This window comes from Roseateles sp. (assembly GCF_036486225.1).
Lineage (GTDB): Bacteria > Pseudomonadota > Gammaproteobacteria > Burkholderiales > Burkholderiaceae_C > Roseateles.
The window spans coordinates 36323-54265 of record NZ_DASVNZ010000136.1 but is presented as its reverse complement, the minus strand read 5'-3'; the positions used below and the strand labels follow the sequence as shown (position 1 = coordinate 54265).

At 68.8% G+C, this 17943-nt stretch carries 23 protein-coding genes; 7 read left to right on the top strand and 16 right to left on the bottom strand.

Translation table 11 applies throughout. The features are described from left to right. Positions 1–5 precede the first annotated feature (5 nt). Entirely contained in the window at positions 6–1166 is a 1161-nt protein-coding gene (carA, locus tag VF536_RS09440) for a glutamine-hydrolyzing carbamoyl-phosphate synthase small subunit (protein ID WP_331614584.1), read from the bottom strand. A gap of 438 nt (positions 1167–1604) precedes the next feature. Continuing rightward, on the bottom strand, positions 1605–2006 hold the full coding sequence (locus VF536_RS09435) for a GlcG/HbpS family heme-binding protein (RefSeq protein ID WP_331614583.1): 402 nt from the start codon (positions 2004–2006) through the stop codon (positions 1605–1607). A 105-nt stretch (positions 2007–2111) separates the two neighbouring features. On the opposite strand from VF536_RS09435, the gene VF536_RS09430 reads away from it, so the two are divergent. Next, positions 2112–2807 carry a Bax inhibitor-1/YccA family protein gene (locus tag VF536_RS09430; RefSeq protein ID WP_331614582.1) on the top strand — a complete coding sequence of 232 codons (696 nt, stop codon included), beginning with the start codon at positions 2112–2114 and terminating at the stop codon, positions 2805–2807. A 107-nt stretch (positions 2808–2914) separates the two neighbouring features. Here VF536_RS09430 and VF536_RS09425 read toward each other — a convergent pair whose 3' ends face one another. Both VF536_RS09425 and VF536_RS09420 read right to left on the bottom strand, forming a co-directional pair. Continuing rightward, on the bottom strand, positions 2915–3307 hold the full coding sequence (locus tag VF536_RS09425; RefSeq protein WP_331614581.1) for a hypothetical protein: 393 nt from the start codon (positions 3305–3307) through the stop codon (positions 2915–2917). Next, positions 3304–3426, bottom strand: a complete 123-nt coding sequence (locus VF536_RS09420; protein WP_331614580.1) for a hypothetical protein — start codon at positions 3424–3426, stop codon at positions 3304–3306. Before VF536_RS09420 ends, VF536_RS09425 begins: the two co-directional genes overlap by 4 nt. 337 nt (positions 3427–3763) lie before the next feature. Between VF536_RS09420 and VF536_RS09415 the strand changes: the two genes are divergently transcribed. Beyond that, positions 3764–3985 carry a hypothetical protein gene (locus VF536_RS09415; RefSeq protein WP_331614579.1) on the top strand — a complete coding sequence of 74 codons (222 nt, stop codon included), beginning with the start codon at positions 3764–3766 and terminating at the stop codon, positions 3983–3985. A 157-nt stretch (positions 3986–4142) separates the two neighbouring features. Here VF536_RS09415 and VF536_RS09410 read toward each other — a convergent pair whose 3' ends face one another. Next, on the bottom strand, positions 4143–5432 hold the full coding sequence (locus tag VF536_RS09410) for an MFS transporter (protein WP_331614578.1): 1290 nt from the start codon (positions 5430–5432) through the stop codon (positions 4143–4145). A gap of 156 nt (positions 5433–5588) precedes the next feature. Here VF536_RS09410 and VF536_RS09405 point away from each other — a divergent pair, with 156 nt between their 5' ends. Next, the gene (locus VF536_RS09405; RefSeq protein ID WP_331614577.1) at positions 5589–6068 is read left to right on the top strand and encodes a carboxymuconolactone decarboxylase family protein; all 480 of its coding nucleotides are present in this window, start codon (positions 5589–5591) and stop codon (positions 6066–6068) included. A 270-nt stretch (positions 6069–6338) separates the two neighbouring features. Next, positions 6339–6557, top strand: a complete 219-nt coding sequence (locus VF536_RS09400; protein ID WP_331614576.1) for a hypothetical protein — start codon at positions 6339–6341, stop codon at positions 6555–6557. Between the two features lie 197 nt (positions 6558–6754). On the opposite strand, the gene VF536_RS09395 is transcribed toward VF536_RS09400, so the two are convergent. The 11 genes from VF536_RS09395 to mltG all read right to left on the bottom strand — a co-directional run bounded on the left by VF536_RS09395 (position 6755) and on the right by mltG (position 14687). Then, positions 6755–7303 carry a hypothetical protein gene (locus VF536_RS09395; RefSeq protein WP_331614575.1) on the bottom strand — a complete coding sequence of 183 codons (549 nt, stop codon included), beginning with the start codon at positions 7301–7303 and terminating at the stop codon, positions 6755–6757. 60 nt (positions 7304–7363) lie between these two features. Then, complete coding sequence (locus VF536_RS09390) at positions 7364–7525, bottom strand: DUF1328 domain-containing protein (RefSeq protein WP_067270282.1); 162 nt, start codon at positions 7523–7525, stop codon at positions 7364–7366. Between the two features lie 225 nt (positions 7526–7750). Beyond that, positions 7751–8416, bottom strand: a complete 666-nt coding sequence (locus VF536_RS09385) for a hypothetical protein (RefSeq protein WP_331614574.1) — start codon at positions 8414–8416, stop codon at positions 7751–7753. Between the two features lie 68 nt (positions 8417–8484). After that, the gene (locus VF536_RS09380) at positions 8485–9165 is read right to left on the bottom strand and encodes an OmpA family protein (RefSeq protein ID WP_331614573.1); all 681 of its coding nucleotides are present in this window, start codon (positions 9163–9165) and stop codon (positions 8485–8487) included. 180 nt (positions 9166–9345) lie between these two features. Continuing rightward, entirely contained in the window at positions 9346–9624 is a 279-nt protein-coding gene (locus tag VF536_RS09375) for a hypothetical protein (protein WP_331614572.1), read from the bottom strand. 175 nt (positions 9625–9799) lie between these two features. Further along, positions 9800–10573, bottom strand: a complete 774-nt coding sequence (locus VF536_RS09370) for an ankyrin repeat domain-containing protein (protein ID WP_331614571.1) — start codon at positions 10571–10573, stop codon at positions 9800–9802. Between the two features lies 1 nt (position 10574). Beyond that, a complete protein-coding gene (locus VF536_RS09365) occupies positions 10575–11360 on the bottom strand; it encodes a TatD family hydrolase (RefSeq protein WP_331614570.1) in 786 nt (261 codons plus the stop codon). A gap of 75 nt (positions 11361–11435) precedes the next feature. Then, on the bottom strand, positions 11436–11825 hold the full coding sequence (locus VF536_RS09360; protein WP_088407064.1) for a PilZ domain-containing protein: 390 nt from the start codon (positions 11823–11825) through the stop codon (positions 11436–11438). A 100-nt stretch (positions 11826–11925) separates the two neighbouring features. Continuing rightward, positions 11926–12990, bottom strand: a complete 1065-nt coding sequence (gene holB, locus VF536_RS09355; RefSeq protein WP_331614569.1) for a DNA polymerase III subunit delta' — start codon at positions 12988–12990, stop codon at positions 11926–11928. Continuing rightward, positions 12984–13595 carry a dTMP kinase gene (gene tmk / locus VF536_RS09350; RefSeq protein WP_331614568.1) on the bottom strand — a complete coding sequence of 204 codons (612 nt, stop codon included), beginning with the start codon at positions 13593–13595 and terminating at the stop codon, positions 12984–12986. The genes holB and tmk overlap by 7 nt, the downstream gene beginning before the upstream one ends. A 96-nt stretch (positions 13596–13691) precedes the next feature. After that, positions 13692–14687, bottom strand: coding sequence for an endolytic transglycosylase MltG (gene mltG / locus VF536_RS09345; protein WP_414710331.1), 996 nt, complete (start codon positions 14685–14687; stop codon positions 13692–13694). A 109-nt stretch (positions 14688–14796) separates the two neighbouring features. On the opposite strand from mltG, the gene VF536_RS09340 reads away from it, so the two are divergent. From VF536_RS09340 to ybaL, 3 genes are read left to right on the top strand one after another with little or no spacing between them, the layout of a single operon-like run. Next, on the top strand, positions 14797–15798 hold the full coding sequence (locus VF536_RS09340; protein WP_331614567.1) for a folate-binding protein: 1002 nt from the start codon (positions 14797–14799) through the stop codon (positions 15796–15798). Then, positions 15795–16136, top strand: a complete 342-nt coding sequence (locus VF536_RS09335; RefSeq protein WP_331614566.1) for a DUF4936 family protein — start codon at positions 15795–15797, stop codon at positions 16134–16136. Before VF536_RS09340 ends, VF536_RS09335 begins: the two co-directional genes overlap by 4 nt. After that, positions 16136–17872 (top strand): YbaL family putative K(+) efflux transporter, encoded by a 1737-nt coding sequence (gene ybaL, locus VF536_RS09330; RefSeq protein WP_331614565.1) that lies wholly within the window; start codon positions 16136–16138, stop codon positions 17870–17872. Before VF536_RS09335 ends, ybaL begins: the two co-directional genes overlap by 1 nt. Positions 17873–17943: the final 71 nt, after the last annotated feature.

The following is a 17943-nucleotide window of genomic DNA, read 5'->3' as shown; positions in this document are numbered from 1 at the left end:
CTTCATCAGGCCTTGGACATGAGACCGATGAAGCGGTCGAACAGATACGAGATGTCGTGCGGGCCGGGGCTCGCTTCCGGGTGACCCTGGAAGCAGAACGCGGGCTTGTCGGTGCGGGCCAGGCCCTGCAGCGTGCCGTCGAACAGGCTGACGTGCGTGGCGCGCAGGTTGGACGGCAGCGTGTCGGGATCGACCGCGAAACCGTGGTTCTGGCTGGTGATGCTGACGCGGCCGTTGTCGAGGTCCTTCACCGGATGGTTCGCGCCGTGATGGCCGAACTTCATCTTGAAGGTCTTCGCGCCGGAGGCCAGCGCCATGATCTGGTGGCCCAGGCAGATGCCGAAGGTCGGGATGCCGGCCTCGATCAGTTGCGCGGTGGCCTTGATGGCGTAGTCGCAAGGCTCCGGATCGCCGGGGCCGTTGGACAGGAACACGCCGTCCGGCTCGAGGTCGAAGACCTCCGAGGCCGGCGTCTGCGCCGGCACCACGGTGATGCGGCAGCCGCGCGAGGCCAGCATGCGCAGGATGTTGCTCTTGACGCCGAAGTCGTAGGCGACGACGTGGAACTTCGGAGCGGTCTGCTCGCCGTAGCCCTTGCCGAGCGTCCACTCGGTCTCGGTCCAGACTTCGCGCTCCGTGCGGCTGACGACCTTCGCCAGGTCCAGGCCCGCCATGCTGGGCGCGCCCTTGGCCAGCGCGACCGCCTCGTCGATGTGCGCCTGGGTGATCTGCTCGCCGGCGTTCAACGCCAGGATGCAACCGTTCTGGGCGCCCTTCTCGCGCAGCACGCGCGTCAGGCGGCGCGTGTCCAGGTCGGCGATAGCGACGGTGCCCTCGTCCTTCAGGTACTGGCGCAGCGTGCGACCCTTGCGGAAGTTCGAGTCGAGGACCGGCGCCTCCTTGATGATCAGGCCTGCGGCAAAGATCTTCGACGCCTCGACGTCCTCGTCATTGACGCCATAGTTGCCGATGTGCGGATACGTCAGGGTGACGATCTGGCGGCAGTAGCTGGGGTCGGTGAGGATTTCTTGGTAGCCGGTGAGCGCGGTGTTGAACACCACCTCACCAACGGTCCGGCCGGCGGCGCCGAGCGCGGAACCCTTGAAGACCGTGCCGTCTGCCAGGGCAAGAATCGCGGGGGGAGCGGAAAGCAGATCGGGCAGCACGGGAAACTCCGTTGTTGTGCGCGCGCCCGGCTCTGCTTCAGGGCCCTGGATTCGCCGCCGGCACGCGCCATGGACGGCTGGCGCGCGGGTGCGACCGGGTCTCCTGTGAGGGAGTCGATCCGAGTGGGATCCGATGCGATCGGGGGTGAAGTTTGCGGGACGCGGTAGGTTGCGGGTAAACCTGACGAGTATAACCCGTCGGGGTATTCACGGAGAAGATTTGCGCAAACGGGTCATCAGGAGGACATGGTCGGCAGCCCTTGACTGCACGCTCCGGCGCGCTTGGCCGCCAAGGCGCAAGGCTGTCAGACCTCCGGTCCTCCAGCGCTCGTCGGCGTCGTTCAGTCCACTGGACTGAACTCGGTCCGCCTCTCCCCCTGCGTCAAGCGCCGAAACCTCGCGCCTTGCCGTCCCCGATCGACCGCGGACCTCGTGGGCTCAACCCAGGGCGGCGATGCCTGCCTTGGCGACTTGCGCGTCTTCATTCGACTTCACGCCGCTGACGCCGACCGCGCCGACGCAGAAGCCTTCGACCAGCACAGGCACGCCACCTTCCAGCATCCCTTCCAGCGGCACGCTCAGGAACGCGTTGCGGCCGTTGTTGACGATGTCCTCATAGACCTTGGATTCGCGGCGTCCGAGCGCGGACGTCCTGGCTTTCGCCGGCGCGATCACGGCCGACGTGGCGGCGGCGTTGTCCAGGCGTTGCAACCACAGCAGATGACCGCCGTCGTCGACGATCGCGATGGTCACGGCCCAGTTGTTCTTGAGCGCTTCCGCTTCCGCGGCGGCGGCGATGCGCTTGACGTCGTCCAGGGTCAGGAAGGGCTTCTGTTTCATCTGCGGCCTCGTCGGGATCATTGAAGGAAAGACGATCACTTTAACGAAGCCTTAAGACCCGTGCCTACAATCGACAGCAACACTCACTTCATGGGGCGCACGCACATGAACGACCGCATCATCGACCTCAACACCGGCGGCTTCGGCTCGTCGCTGTCCGCCGACCGCCAGCGCGTCCTGCGCAACACCTACGCGCTGCTGGCGCTGTCGCTGATCCCCACCGTGCTCGGCGCCTGGATCGGCGTGAGCACCGGCATCCTCGCCGCCATGGGCAACGGCGCGAGCATGATCCTGTTCTTCGTCGGCGCGTTCGGCCTGATGTTCCTGGTGGAGAAGACCAAGAACTCCGCCGCGGGTGTCGCCTCGCTGCTGGCCTTCACCTTCTTCATGGGCCTGATGCTGTCGCGCCTGCTGGCGGCGATCCTGGGCTTCAAGAACGGCGGCACGCTGATCATGACGGCCTTCGGCGGCACCGCCGGGATCTTCTTCGCGATGGCCTCGCTGGCCACCGTGGTCAAGCGCGACCTCTCCGGCCTGCAGAAGTTCCTGTTCGTCGGCGCCGTGATCGCCATGATCGCCGGCATCGCCAACGTCTTCCTGCAGTCCACCGGCGTGCACCTGGCGCTGCTGGTCGCCGTGCTGGGCATCTTCTCGGCCTTCATGCTGGTCGACGTCAAGCGCGTCATCGACGGCGGCGAGACCAACTACATCAGCGCGACGCTCAACATCTACCTGGACCTGTACAACGTGTTCACCGCGCTGCTGCAACTGCTGGGCATCTTCGGCGGCGATCGCGACTGACGCCTCGCGTCGACCCAAACGACAACGCCTCGGTATACCGAGGCGTTTTTCATTGGCACTCCAAGCTGCGCACGGTGCCGGGCGCCATGCCCGGCTGGTTGTCCAGTTCAGTGCCCGGACTTGCCCTGAGCCTTGTCCAGCTCAGGTTGCGCGCGGACAGTGCCTTCGGCGCCGCCGGCCTCGTCCGGCCGGTGCGTCACCACGGGCTTGATCGCGCCGGTGCCGATGAAGCGCGCGTACTCGCTGCGAGGCATCAGGGCGCTCATGCGCGAGTCGCCCTCCTCCCACCCCAGCGTCACGTCGTGCTCGTTGATCTCCACCTGCACGGTGCCGGGCCGGATGACCATCATCGGACCGTCACCGGTGCGGTAGGTCACTTCGCCGCAGATGAAGGCGGACTGGCTCAGCGGCTGGTCTTCGCTGGCCTGGCGTTCGACGGAAGGATCGACCGTGGAAGCGTCGGCGGGATGCTCGGGCGGCAGAGGGGGTCGGGCGCTCATGGGAAATCCTCCTGGGAGTCGTCCCGCGCGAGTTCGTCAAGCCACTGCCACATCCGCAGCGCCAACGCGGTGGCGGTGCAGGTGGACAGCGTCATCAGCATGAGCATGTTGTCGTCCATGGCGGCCTCGAACCGGCGCGGAACCGGGTTGCGATGCCTGCATCCTCGCTGTCGCCGCCCCAGCGGCGAAGCGGCGGCCACCGCAACGCGCTGTAGGCGCTCTCCCACATCCAGGTCGGTGTGCGAAACAGGACTGCAAATCTGTGTGAAGTCCCGGGCGACAGACGGCCGCACCGTCAACGTTCGCCAACGCACTTCCGTTGTACCCACAAGCTGTAGGACGTCGTCGGACACAGGCCACCTCCCCGCGCCGACACCGCGCACCGCGCTGCACTGATGGGAAGCGATAGTCCCAGCGCCGATAGTGAAAGCAAAGGAACTCAGCAGGAGAACCCAAATGAGCCTCCAGATTGCCGCCGACGCCGCTGCGTCCCAGTTCGAGATCCGCTTCGAATCCATCTTCGACGCAGGTCGGGCGATGTCCTTCCCTTGCGACCCGCAAGGCCACGTCGACCTGGACAGCCTGCCTGCCCGGGCGCGCAACAACTATCTTTTCGCCCGGGCCATGGTCGGCAAGGACTACCTGCCGCCCGCCGTGCGCGGTCGCAACAACCACTGACCTGCCACAACGATCCCGCCACGACGACCGGGCGGCAGACGCTGCCGACGTTCTGGCGCGAGGCAGGTTCGCCGCTTGCCAGAGCTTCCCTGCATCCTCCCTGTTGCCGCACTGCGCCTCCTCGGCCGGTGCGGCTCTTTTTTGGGAGATCGAGGGATCAGCGCGTGACGGCCGGCGTCGCTTCCTCGAAGCGGTCGACCGTGCGCAGCGGCTTGAACAAGGCCGCCCAGGCTGCGACGACACCCAGCGTGCACACCGCGCCCGTCACGGCCGCGGGAACCGCGCCCAGCGCTGCGGCGGCACTGCCGGCGCGGAACTCGCCCAGTTCGTTGGACGATCCGATGAAAAGCATGTTCACCGCGTTGACGCGGCCGCGCATCTCATCGGGCGTCGAGAACTGCACCAGCGCACCGCGGATGTAGACGCTGACCATGTCCGCCGCGCCGGCGATGGCCAGCGCCGCGAATGACAGCCAGAAGGTCGTCGACAGCGAGAACACCAGATTGGCGAGGCCGAACACCGCCACCGCCGCGAACATCGCCTTGCCGACATGCCGGTTGAACGGCCGCAGGCTCAGATAGAAGCCGGCGGTGACCTCGCCGACGGCCATGGCGCTGCGCAACGCGCCCAGCCCCTCCGGGCCGGCGTGCAGCACCTCATGGGCGTAGATCGGCAGCAGCGCAACGACCCCGCCCAGCAGCACCGCGAACAGGTCCAGCGAGATCGTGCCGAGGATGATGGGCCGCGACCGGATGAAGTGGATGCCTGCGCCGAAACGCTGCCAGATGTTCCCGCCCGCGGGCGAAGGCGGCGCGGCGAAACGCACCGGCACGGCGCCGACCAGCAGTGCGGTGCCCAACGCGAAACAGGCCAGGCAGACGAGGTAGGTCAGGCCCGATCCCCCAAAACCGTACAGCAGCCCGCCCAGGAACGGGCCGCCGATGCTGGCCACGCGCAGCAGCATGCTGTTGGCGGCAATCGCCTGGGCCAGTTGTTCGCGCGGCACGATCTGCGGCAGCAGGCTCTGCAACGCCGGTCCGGAAAACGCGCGCGAGCATCCGAAGACCACCAGCACGGCGTAGATCCCGGTCACGCCCGCGTGGCCGTGACCCGACAGCCACCACAGCGCCAGGCTGCAGCCCGCGCTCACGGCCCAGCTGATCGCCAGGATCGGCTTGCGGCTGAAGCGGTCGATCAGGTCGCCGGCCGGCAGCAGGAGCAGCAGCATCGGGATGAACTGCGCCAGGCCGACGTAGGCCAGTGCCAGCGGCTCGCGGGTCAGGTCATAGACCTGCCAGGCCACGACCACCGCCTGGATCTGCCCGGCGAAGACTGCCGCCAGGCGGCAGATCAGGAACGCCGTGAAGCCGGGATGGCGGAAGACGCTGGTCCTGGGGGCCGGCGCGGTGCCGGAAGCGGGGGAAGTCGGTGAGGAAGGTGCGGTCACGGCGCGGGAAGTGTTCAAGGCCTTCTTGGGCGGGCGCCGGCCAGTTTAGCGAGGCGGCCCGCCGGCTTGGGCGCAGGGCGATGTCACAAGTGCGGAGGCTGCCTCGTCTTGTGGATACGCCCCCTTCATTTTCTTTCCCTCATCACGGAGCCCACCATGAGCCAACGTCTGAACTACATGCAACAGTCTCCCGCCGCCTTCAAGAAGCTGGTCGAGCTGTCCATGGCCTTGAAGGAGAGCGGCCTCGAGCACGGCCTGCAGGTCCTGGTCGAGATCCGCGCCTCGCAGCTCAACGGCTGCGCGTTCTGCCTGGACATGCACGTCAAGCAGGCCGTCATCGGCGGCGAACGCCCGCTGCGACTGCACCACATCGCGATCTGGCGCGAATCCCCGCTGTTCTCCGCCCGGGAACGCGCCGCGCTGCTGTGGACCGAGTCGCTCACGCGCATCCCTGAAACGGGTGTTTCCGACGCGGTCTATGCCGAAGTCCGCGAGCAGTTCAACGAGAAGGAATTGTCCGACCTGACCTGGCTGGTGTCGTCGATCAATGCCTGGAACCGGCTCAACGTCGCGTTCCAGAGCGTGCCCGGTTCGCAGGACAAGGCCTTCGGACTGGACAAGGCCGGCTTGGCCTGACCACGCATTCCAGCAGGTCGACCCACTTCAATCTGCTAGTTGGTTGTCATGCGCCACCAGAGAAGGCCATAGGCCATTGCTCGAGGAATTCCGACCATCGGTGCTTCGCTTCACGTCGAAGCCTGACCCTCGGAGTTCCTTGATGACACGCCCCTTTCTCCTGATCCGCCTGATCGCCTCCTGGCTGACTCGCCCCGCCATCGCCGCGGGCGCGGCACCCATGTTGTTCGGCGCCCTGGTTGACCGCGGTCATCGGCGCGGAGGCCGCTCATGATCAATGAGATCCCGACGCAGAGCCGGAGCCTCTCGCGCTTCATCGGCACGATCCTGTGCGTTGTCGTGGCCGCGGGCGCCAGTGCACTGATCCTGACGGCGCCGGTGTGGTCCGCCGACGACCTCGCCGCCTTGCCCACCGCCAGAGGCGCAACGGTCACCGCGCCCGCAGAGGGTTCCGACACCGGCTCGGCGTCCAGAGGCGACGGCCCTTGAGCGCGTGCGCGGCGCCATCGACAGCATTCGACCCTTCAAAGAAAAACGGCGCCCTGCGGGGCGCCGTTCCAATGGGTGTCGACAGGGGGATCCGGGCAATGTTCGAGTTGTGGTCCCGGATCCGCCGGTGCAACGTCAGGCGCGAACGACTTCGGATCGCTTGCGCCCCCCGCCGGGGTTGAATCGTTGCCGGCCGGTCAGCGCTGGTTGTAGCGCGCCTTGGCCGAGTTCACGCACACGTCCTTGGCATCGCCGGACAGCGTGTTGCACTTCTCGGCCGCCAGCTTGTAGTCGGCCTTCACGCGGGTTTCCTCCGCGTCATCGACGGCCGCAGCCACCTTCTTGTTCATCTTGAGCTCGGCCTTGGCCTTCTCGTAGGAAGTCTTGGCCTCGCGCTGGCAGACGTCCTTGGCTTCGCCCGAACGGTCGTCGCAGCGTTCCTTGGCCACGTCGTAGCGGGCTTCGTAGCGGGCCTCGATCAGCTTGGCCTCGTCCTTGGCGTTGCCGCTGTAGTTGTATTCGAGCTGGGCCAGCGCCACGTCCTCGCGGCCCTTGGCCTCCTTGACGCAGATGTCCTTGGCGTTGCCCGACAGCTGGTCGCAAGCGTCCTTGTCGACCTTGTAGGTCTTCTTGATGTCGTCCTTGGCGCCGTCGTAGACCGACTTGGAGAAGTTGGCGGCTTGCGCCATGCCGGCGCACAGGCTCAGGGCGGCGGCGATCAGTGCGGTGGTGGCGGGCTTGTTCATGGTCATCCTTTGCTTGTTTTTGGAGGGAGTCAGTGAGGCGATCGACGGGGTCCCGCGACGTCACTTTCGCAGCAGGCTCATCACGAAGGTGACGACGGCCATGATCACGAAGACGAAGAAGAGGATCTTCGCGATGCTCGCGGCGCCGGCGGCGATGCCGCCGAAGCCGAACAGCGCGGCGATCAAGGCAATGACGAAAAAGACGACGGCGTAGTGCAGCATCTCGGTTCTCCTGCGCGGCACCGTGCCGCGATGGAATGAACTGTAGGGACTGGCCGGTTCGCCTGGGGCAGTCCCGCACCGCGAGCCTGCGTCGGAGCCGCAACCGATGCGCTGTAGGAGAGGACCTACCGACGACGCCTCCACCACGCATCAACGCCGCATCAACGAAAAAGCCGGCTTACGCCGGCTTTCGTGGAGATGACGGGGCGCTCGACGGCCGCCGTCTCACCAGATCTTCTGGAAGGTCACACCCACACGCCCGCCCCGCGGTCGGAAGGTCAGCGAGGACTGTCCGCTGAGTTCCATCTTGAAGCCTTTGCGCAAGTCCGCGTAGGCCTTTCGGCTGTTGAAGGCCAGACCGAAGCGCACCTGGCGCTCGCGGTTGTTGAGACCGGGGACGCTGAGGTCGTCGATCTGCGCGCGCTGCGCCTCGAGCAGCGGCGTCTGGACAAAGGCATGGGATCGAGGGCCGGTCGGCATCGCCAGTCCGACCAGAACGCCCGCATCGCCGGCCGCGCCGGGACGAAGGTTCTGGTAAGGCGTCGCATACAGCCCGCCGCCGAACGCGACGCCACGCTGCTCGACGCCGACCCCCACCCGCAGCCCGCTGCCGGACGCCGGCCTGGCCCACAGCATCGTCTGCGTCGCTTGCGGCGCGCGCCCGTACCAACCGGCAGCGCCCGCGGACTGGTTGGCGGTGGCCAATGGTTCGGCGGCGCTCTGCGTCACCGTGTACCGTGAAGCGGAGGTGGATTCACGCAAAGGCTGCTGACGCGCCCGCTCGGAGAGGTTGCGACCGGACAGTTCGACGCGATCGTCGAGCGAACTTGGTGTCGGGTCGACGGCAGGCGCGGCTTGAACGAGCGAAGCCAGCGAGAGCGTCGCCGGCATCAGTGCGACGCGGAGGACGTTTCGGGGGCAGAAGGCATTCATGACTCAACTCCCGTGCTTGAAACAACTTAGGACGCGGGTTGCGACAGGAAAATCTCGATCCGACGATTGGCAGCCCGCCCGGCCTCAGTGGCGTTGCTGGCCACGGGCTGTCGTCCACCGCGGCCCTCCACGAGCAATCTGCCACGCCGGACGCCGTGATGGACCAGGTACTCACGCACGGCCTCTGCCCGATCCAACGACAACGGGCCGTTGACCGCATCGCCAGCCGAACTGTCGGTATGGCCGACGATGGTCACGCGGACGGTGTCGTCCAGGTTGCGGCTGACCTCGTCGAGCACCGGCCGCAGTGCCGGCTTGAGTTCGGAACGGCCGATGTCGAAGGAGGCATCGGCGGGCACGCTCAGCTTGAGCTGGTTGTCCGCGGTACGGGCAACGCTGATGCCTGCACCGGCGCCGGCCTGGATCAGGGCCTGGCGGCGTTCTTCCATCCGGGACGACCAGAGGTTGCCGCCGACGGCCGTTGGCGCAGCCTCCGGTGCGGCGCCGATCGGCGCATTCGCTCCCGGGCTGCCGGATCGACCGTCCATCGTCGTGCACCCGCCCAGCGTCAGCAGCACGCCGATCGCCAGGATCGGCAGAGTCACCGCCACCATCAGCCGCCGGCGGCTCTCGATGGAAACACACGAGACACGCAAGACGCGCGAAGCGTCGGCGGCGTGGACGGTGAGGACTCGGGGGCGGCGCATGACAGTCTCCAGGAGGGCTGTGGGGCTCGGTCACACGATACGGCGACCTTGATGAGCCACATGCTAGGGAGATCGCGGGGCGCCGGGTGTAGTCGGCTGTCGGAAGCGCAAGTCAGACTGGGCTGACAAACGACTCGGCGACGGGCCGGCCGGCCGGCGGATTCCTTGCCCCGGCAGCGATCAGGCGCTCAGCATGGCGCCGTCGGACGGTTCGTCGTCCAGCGGCAGCAGGTCGGCATCCGACAGCTCGGCAGCGTCGACTTCCTCGTCGAAGGCGGCCTGGTCGTCGGCACCGCGGTGCGCGATCAGCGGCTTGTCCAGCGGGCGGTAGATGCGGCTGCGCAGGCGGGCCAGACGCTCGGAAGCGGCCACCTCATGAACGACGCGCTCGGGGTCCAGCAGCATCGCGAACGGGTTGGCGGCGAAGTCTTGGGTCGTGGCTTGGGTCGTGGTCAGCATGTCGGTCTCCAGGGGGATTCAGTCGATTCCGTGGGCCAGCTTGCGAGGGCCTGAGGGCGGCGCCGACACCGTGTCGGCATGGAATGAACTGTAGGGACCGACCCGGTCCGCCGACAGTGGGCGGCGGGCCAAACCGCGTGTCAGACGGATTCCTAGGGGATTGCCAGCAGGCGCCTCACGGCGAAGTGCGCGGGCGTGACGGATGCCGCGCCCGGGCCAGCTTGTCGAGCTTCTCGGCCATCTCGTCCTGCCCGGCGCGGCGGGCGAAGTCGGCGGCCGTCATCTGGTGGTCGTTGCGCAGCGTGACGTCCGCGCCGGCGGCGATCAGCACCTCCGCGCCGCTGAGCCCGCCGTAACCGGCCGCCATCATCAGCGGCGTCGTGCCGTTGGCCGACCGGGCGTCGATGTCCGCGCCCTGCGCCACCAGCCAGCGCACCACCTGCTCGTTCGGTCCGGCGGCGGCGTAGTGCAGCGCCGACCAGCCGGGCTCGTTGACGAAGGCGCCACGCTTCACGAGCTCCTTGACCCAGTCCAGCTGCCCCTTGAGCGCCGCCAGCATCAGCGGTGTCTCGCCGGCCTGGTTGATCGCGCTGACGTCGGTGCCTGGGCTTTTGAGCAGCGTCTCGAAGGCTTTGCCGGACTCCTCGCGGATCGCCACATGCAAGGCCGTGTTGCCCTGCGCGTCGCGGACGTTGGGATCGACGCCCGCCAGCAGCAGCTTCATCACCGTGGCGGCGTGGTCGTTGCGGGCGGCGACATGCAGTTCGGGCGACGCCGCGGTCCCGGATGCCGGCATCGGCGCCTGCGATCCGAATCGTCCCTGCGCCAGGGCCGCCGTGACGGGCATCGCCGCCAGCATCAGGCCGGCGAGCGCTCCTCCCACGGCGAACGCAACCCGAACCTTCAGGGCCTTCAGGGCCGGGGCCTTCCGGGGCGAACCGGCGGTCATGTCAGGCGGCCTCGGGCAGCTGGAACAGCCGCCGCGTGTTCGCCGTGCACTGCGCCGCCAGCGTCTCCACGGGCACGCCACGGACCTCGGCGATCAGCTTGGCCACGTGCGGGACGTACGCCGGCTGGTTCAGCTTGCCGCGGTACGGGACCGGCGCCAGATAGGGGCTGTCGGTCTCGATCAGGATGCGGTCCGCCGGCACCATCTTCGCGACCTCCCGCAGGTCGGCCGCGTTCTTGAAGGTCACGATCCCGGAGAAGGAGATGTGGAAGCCCAGGTCCAGCGACGCCCTCGCCACGTCCATGGTCTCGGTGAAGCAGTGGACGACGCCGCCCGGCTGGCCGGCGTCCTCCTCCCGCATCAGGCGCAAGGTGTCCTCGGCGGCCGAGCGGGTGTGGATCACCAGCGGCTTGCCCGTGCGCTTCGCGGCGCGGATGTGGTTGCGGAAGCGCTCGCGCTGCCATTCCATTTCCTCGACGGTCCGGCCGTTGAGGCGGTAGTAGTCCAGCCCGGTCTCGCCGATGGCGACCACCTTCGGATGCGCGGCGCCCTCGACCAGTTCGTCGACGCTGGGCTCATGGACCTCGTCGCTGTCCGGGTGGACGCCGACGGTGGCGAACAGCTGCCGGTGCGCGTCGGCGATGGCCCGGACCTCTGGGAACTCCTCCATCGTCGTGCAGATGCAGACGGCCTGCGTCACCTGGGCCGCGTCCATCGCGGCGAGCAGGTCGGGGAGCTGGGACTGGAGCTCGGGAAAGCTCAGGTGGCAATGGGAATCGATGTACATGAGAACAACTCCGCCCGGCTCATGCGGTGGATGGCCGGGCGCTGCGGCGGCAGGAGGGCCGCCGACCTCCGGAATTCAGATCGTCTGCGTCGGCTTGGCCGAGGAGATCGCCGTGCCCAGCAGTTCCTCGATCTTGAGCTTGATCACGCGCGTCTTCTCATCGCCGGGGAAACGCACGCCGACGCCCTGCGTACGGCCGCCCGACGCGTTGGCCGGCGTGAGCCAGGCCACCTTGCCGGCGACCGGATAGCGGTTGGGATCCTCGGGCAGCGTCATCAGCAGGTAGATGTCCTCGCCCAGCTTGTAGTCGCGCGTCGTCGGCACGAAGACGCCGCCTTCCGAGAAGATCGGGATGTAGGCGGCGTAGAGCGCGCCCTTCTCCTTGAACACCAGCTGGATCACGCTGGGTCGGGCACCGCCGGCGGGAGCCGGGACGGGGGCGGACGCGGGGGGCGTGGTGCTCATCGGTTTCAGGCTGAGTTCGCTCATGGGGGCAAGTCTACTCGCGGCGCCCGGGGGTCAGACTTGGTTACCAGGTTGATCAGCGGAGGGACCGGCGCAGGGATCAGCGCGCCGGCCGCATCGCCTGCTGCCCCTGCGCCACCAGCGATTCCATCAGCAGACCGGCGTTGAGCGGGTGGTCGGCGTGCCGCGCCGCCTGCTGCAACGTCTTCGCCCACTGGTCCAGCGCGGTGCGCACCGCCGGCAGCTTGGGCAGCGCGTCGCGCGGGAAGTAGGCAGGGCCGGCACCGTGGGCGATGCGCATCAGGTCGTGGACCAGGCGCTGCATCGCCGCGATCGCGCGCGGCACCGGCCAGTCGGTCAGCGCCACGGCCTCGCCCTTGGCGATGCGGCGCGGCAGCTCCAGCCAGGTCTTGGCGGCGATGCCCTCCTCGCTCCACTGCAGCGCCTCCTGCGGACGGCCGCCGGTGGCGTCCAGCAGCACGCCGGCCTGCTCGACGCCCTGCCCGGTCAGCCAGGCCAGCGCCGCGTCGCGCCGGGGCAGCGCCATCTGCAGCGGCTGGCAGCGGCTGCGGATGGTCGGCAGCAGCTGCTGCGGGGCGGCGCTCGCCAGCACGAAGCGCAGCAGTCCGGCCGGCTCCTCCAGGGTCTTCAGCAGCGCGTTGGCGGCCACGGTGTTCAGCGCCTCCGCCGGGTACACCAGGACCACCTTGGCCTGGCCCCGCGCCGCGCTGACCTGCGCGAAGGACAACATCTGGCGCACCGCCTCGATCTTGATCTCGCGGCTGGGCTTGGTCTTGCTGGCCTTGGCCGAGGACGCGCCCTCGCCCTCCGCCTCCATCGCGCCGAAACCCAGGGCCTCGCGCAGCGCTTCGGGCAGCAGCACCTGGAAGTCGGGGTGCGAGCGCGAGCGCAGCAGATGGCAGCTCGCGCAGCGACCGCAGCCGGGCTGGTCGGCCGAGGTACGCGCCTCGCAGAGCCAGGCCTGGGCCAGCAGCAGCGCCAGGTCGAACTGGCCGACACCGGCCGGTCCCTGCAGCAGCAGCGCATGGCTGCGGCCTTGCGTCAGTGCCTGATGCAGCGGCTCGGCCAACCAGGGCAAAGGCAACCGGTCGCCTTCGGCCAGCGCCGCGGCGCCGTCGGCGCTCAAGGAGGCATCGGTCACCATCCGCGGCGCTCCAGCTCGGCGCGGATCTGGGCCGCGACACCTTCGATCGTGTCGCCCGCGTCGATGCGGACGATGCGCCCCCGGGACGCTTCGGCCCGGCGTTGATACCCGGCCCGCACGCGGGCGAAGAAATCGAGGTCCAGCTGCTCCAGCCGATCCGCGTCGCGGGCCTGCGCCCGGCGCTGCGCGGCGGTGGCGGGATCCACGTCGAACCAGAAGGTCAGGTCCGGCTGGCGCCCCTGCTGCACCCACTGCTCCAGCGTGGCCAGCACCTGGACGTCCATGCCGCGTCCGCCGCCCTGGTAGGCGAAGCTCGCATCGGTGAAGCGGTCGCACAGCACCGTCTGGCCGAGCGCCAGCGACGGCGCGATGACGCGCTGCACGTGGTCGCGGCGCGCGGCGAAGACCAGCAGCGCCTCGGTCAGGCCGTCCATGTCCTGATGCAGGAACAGGCCGCGCAGCGACTCGGCCAGCGGCGTGCCGCCGGGCTCGCGGGTCTGGACCAGTTCGGCGCCGCGCTGGCGCAGGTGTTGGGCGACGGACTCGATGTGGGTGGACTTGCCCGCCCCGTCGATGCCCTCGAAGGTGATGAATCGACCGCTCACGCGTGGTGCTCTCTCGGCTCGCTCGGAACCCGGATGGAAGAAGCGCAGATGGAACAAGCGCAGATGCACAAGCTCAGAAAGCTAAGCGCGGTCGCTTCAGCGGCCGCGCTGGTACTTGTTGACCGCCCGATTATGCGCGGCCAGATCCTCGCTGAACTGGCTGGTGCCGTCCCCGCGCGACACGAAGTACAGCGCCTTGGACGGGGTCGGATGCAGCGTCGCCTGCAGCGCGGCCAGGCCCGGCATCGCGATCGGCGTCGGCGGCAGGCCGCCCCGGGTGTAGGTGTTGAACGGCGTGTCGGTCTGCAGGTGGACCTTGCGCAGGTTGCCGTCGAAGTCCGCGCCCAGGCCGTAGATCACCGTAGGGTCCGTCTGCAGCGGCATGCCGACCTTGAGCCGGTTGACGAACACCGCCGCGACCAGGCCCCGGTCCGCCGCGGCGCCGGTTTCCTTCTCGACGATGGAGGCCAGGATCAGCGCCTCGTCCGCGCTCTTGAGCGGCAGGCCGTCACCGCGGCCGGACCAGGCGCTCTCCAACCGTTTCTGCATCAGCGCATGCGCGCGCTTGAGCACCGTCAGGTCGCTGACGCCCAGGCTGTAGGCGTAGGTGTCGGGGAAGAAGCGCCCCTCCGGCGCCTGCCCCGGCGCGCCGAGCGCGGCCATGATCTGTTCGTCCGTCATGGTCGCGGTGGTCTGCTTCAAGGCCGGCGCCGCCGCGATCGCGGCGCGCAGCTGGCGGAAGTTCCAGCCCTCGATCAGGCGCAACTGTTCCAGCACCTGGTCGCCGCGCACCATCTTGTCGAGCAGCTCGCGCGGCGTGACGCCGGCATGGATCTCATAGCTGCCGGCACGGATCTTCCGGGCCTGCCCCGAGTACCGGAACCAGGCGTACAGGAAGCGGGGATCGGTCTGCACCCCGGCCGCCACCCAGGCCTGCGCGACCTGCTGCGGCGGCGTGCCGGGTTCGATCGACAGTTCGATGCCCGGCTTTTCCAGCACCAGCGGCGCCTGCAGCCACCACCAGACCGCGCCCGCGCCGCCGCCGACCAGCACCACGCCCGCCACCAGCACGGACAGCAGCCAGCGCCCGATGCGGCCCGACTGCTTCTTCGTTTTTCTCGCGGTGCCGCGAGATCTGTTTTTCGCGCGTGACAAGACCCGATGCCCTTCGTGAAATGCGGGGGCTGATGATAATCGGACCATGATCGAAGACCTCCACCACGCTCCGCCGCCCGTGCCGTCCTCGGCGCTGGGCGCCGTCCGGCTTGCCGACTGGGGCGTGATCCGCGCCCAGGGCGAGGAAGCCGCCAAGTTCCTGCACACCCAGCTGACGCAAGACCTGGCCCTGCAGACCGGCGCGCAGGCCCGGCTGGCGGGTTACTGCTCGGCCAAGGGACGCCTGCTCGCGACCATGCTGGCGGTCAAGCCGGACGACCAGTCCGTGCTGCTGGCCCTGCCGGCCGAGGTGCTGCCGGCGACGGTCAAGCGGCTGTCCATGTTCGTGCTTCGTGCAAAATGCAAGCTGAGCGACGACAGCGCGGCCTGGGCCGTCTGGGGCCTGTCCGGCGCGCAGGCGCGCGACTGGCTGGCTGAAGCCGGCGTCGGTGTGGGCGCCGGGGCGGTGCCCTCGGCGGTCTGGTCCGTGTCCCGCGTGGCCCTGGCGGACGGCCGCGAAGCGCTGGCCACGCGCCTGCCCGACGACGGCCTCACGCCGCGTTTCCTGCTGCTGCAGCCCGCCGACGCGCCCGCGCCCGCGCTGCCCGTGATCGATCCCGAGGAATGGCAGGGCCTGGACGTGACCGCCGGTCTGGCCTGGGTCCGCCAGGGCACGGTCGAGCAGTTCGTCCCCCAGATGCTCAACCTGGAACTGCTGGGCGGCGTGAATTTCCAGAAGGGCTGCTACCCGGGCCAGGAGATCGTCGCGCGCAGCCAGTACCGCGGCACGATCAAGCGCCGCACCCACCTGTTCGCGATGGACGGCAGCGATGCCGACGCCACGCCCGGCCAGGAGATCTTCCACAGCGCCGACCCGGACCAGCCCGCGGGCATGGTGGCCGGCTTCGGCCGCCAGGAAGGCCGCCCGCTGCTGCTGGCCGAGGTGAAGCTCGCCGCGCTCGAGTCCGGCACCCTGCACCTGGGCAGCGCGTCCGGCGCCGTCCTCACCCCCCGTCCCCTGCCTTACGTCATCGGAGAACCTGAATGAATGCATCGCCGCCGACGCGCGCCGCCGCGCCTCCCATCCGTCCTGTTCCCGGCTCGACCGCACCGGTCGAGCTCTACGTCTACTACCGCGTCCACGCGGACCAGCTGACGGCCGCGCTGGCCGCCTTCGAACACGCGCGCCAGGCGCAGCCGGTGCGGCTGCTCCAGCGCCATGACAACGATCCGGTCTTCCAGACCTGGATGGAGATCTACGGCCCCGAGCTGCCCGACGCGGCGGACGCGGAACGCCGGATCGCCGCCGCCCTGGGCGCGTTCGCGCAGGGCCCCCGTCACCGCGAGGCCTTCGCCGCCGTCGCCGGTCCGGGAGCGGTGCACTGATGGAACACAACGTCTCCCTCATTTCCACTCTGGCGGCGGGCTTCGGCCTGGCGCTGATCCTGGGTTTCATCGCCGAGCGGCTCAAGCTGCCGGCGCTGGTGGGTTACTTGCTCGCCGGCATCGCGATCGGTCCGGCCACGCCGGGCTTCGTCGCGGACGTGGGCATCGCCGCGCAGCTGTCGGAGATCGGCGTGATGCTGCTGATGTTCGGCGTCGGGCTGCATTTCTCGCTGAAGGACCTGATGGCGGTCAAGCGCATCGCGCTGCCGGGCGCGGTCGTGCAGATGGCCGCCGCCACGGCGCTGGGCATGGGCCTGGCGATGTGGTGGGGCTGGCCGGCCGGCCAGGCGCTGGTCTTCGGTCTGACGCTGTCCTGCGCCAGCACGGTGGTGCTGCTCAAGGCGCTGGAATCGCGCGGCACGCTCGAATCCATGAATGGCCGCATCGCCGTCGGCTGGCTGGTGGTCGAGGACCTGGCCACGGTGCTGATCCTGGTGCTGCTACCGCCGCTGGCGTCGGTGCTGGGCGGCAACGCCGCGCCGGGGGCGTCCGCGGACGCGCCGCTGTGGCGCACCATCGCCGAGACGCTGGCGCAGATGGCCGCCTTCGTCGTGCTGATGCTGGTGGTGGGCCGTCGCGTGCTGCCGTGGATGCTGTGGCAGGTGGCGCGCACCGGCTCGCGCGAGCTGTTCACGCTGATGGTCATCGCGGTGGCGATCGGCATCGCCTACGGCGCGTCCGAACTCTTCCACGTGTCCTTCGCGCTGGGCGCGTTCTTCGCCGGCACGGTGATGCGCGAGTCCGAGTACAGCCACCGCGCCGCGCAGGAATCGCTGCCGCTGCGGGACTCGTTCTCGGTGCTGTTCTTCGTGTCGGTGGGCATGCTGTTCGACCCGATGACGCTGGTCGACCAGCCGCTGCACCTCCTGGGCGTGGTCGCGATCGTGATGCTGGGCAAGGCGATCGCGGCGGCGGCGCTGGTGATCGTGTTCCGTTATCCGCTGAACACGGCGATGACGGTGTCGGCCAGCCTGGCGCAGATCGGGGAGTTCAGCTTCATCCTCGCGGGCCTGGGCGTCCAGCTGGGGCTGCTGCCCAAGGCCGGGATGAACCTGGTGCTGGCGGCGGCGCTGATCTCGATCGCGCTGAATCCGGTGATGTTCGCGATGATCGCGCCGCTGCAGCGCTGGGTGCTGGCGCGGTCGGCCTTCGCGCGCAAGCTCGAGGAGCGGGACGATCCCTACGCCGAACTGCCGCAATCCACCGATCGCCAGTTCCTGGAGGGTCAGGTCGTGCTGGTCGGTTACGGCCGCGTGGGACGGCGCATCGCCGACGCGCTGACCGAGCGCGGCATCCCCTTCGTCGTCGCGGACGAGGGCCGCGAGACCGTCGAGGCGCTGCGCAAGCGAGGCCTGGCGGCGGTCAGCGGTGACGCGAGCGAACCCATGGTGCTGATCCAGGCCCACATCGCCAACGCGGCGATGCTGGTGGTGGCGGTGCCCGACTCGATGAAGGCGCGGCAGATGGCCGACACGGCGCGTCAGCTGAACCCGGGCATCGAGATCGTGCTGCGCACCCACGGCGAGGAGGAGTCCGAGCTGCTGCGCAAGGAGCAGCTCGGCACCGTGTTCTACGGCGAGGAGGAACTCGCCAAGGGCATGAGCCGGCACGTGCTGCAGCGCTTCAACGCCGACATCCCGGAGGGCTTGTCGCCGGTGGCGGCACCGGCGCATTGAGCGCCGTCACGCGGACCTCGCAACGATGTCCGTTGCGGTGGCCGTTGCGGCGATGATGAGCGACCCTCCGG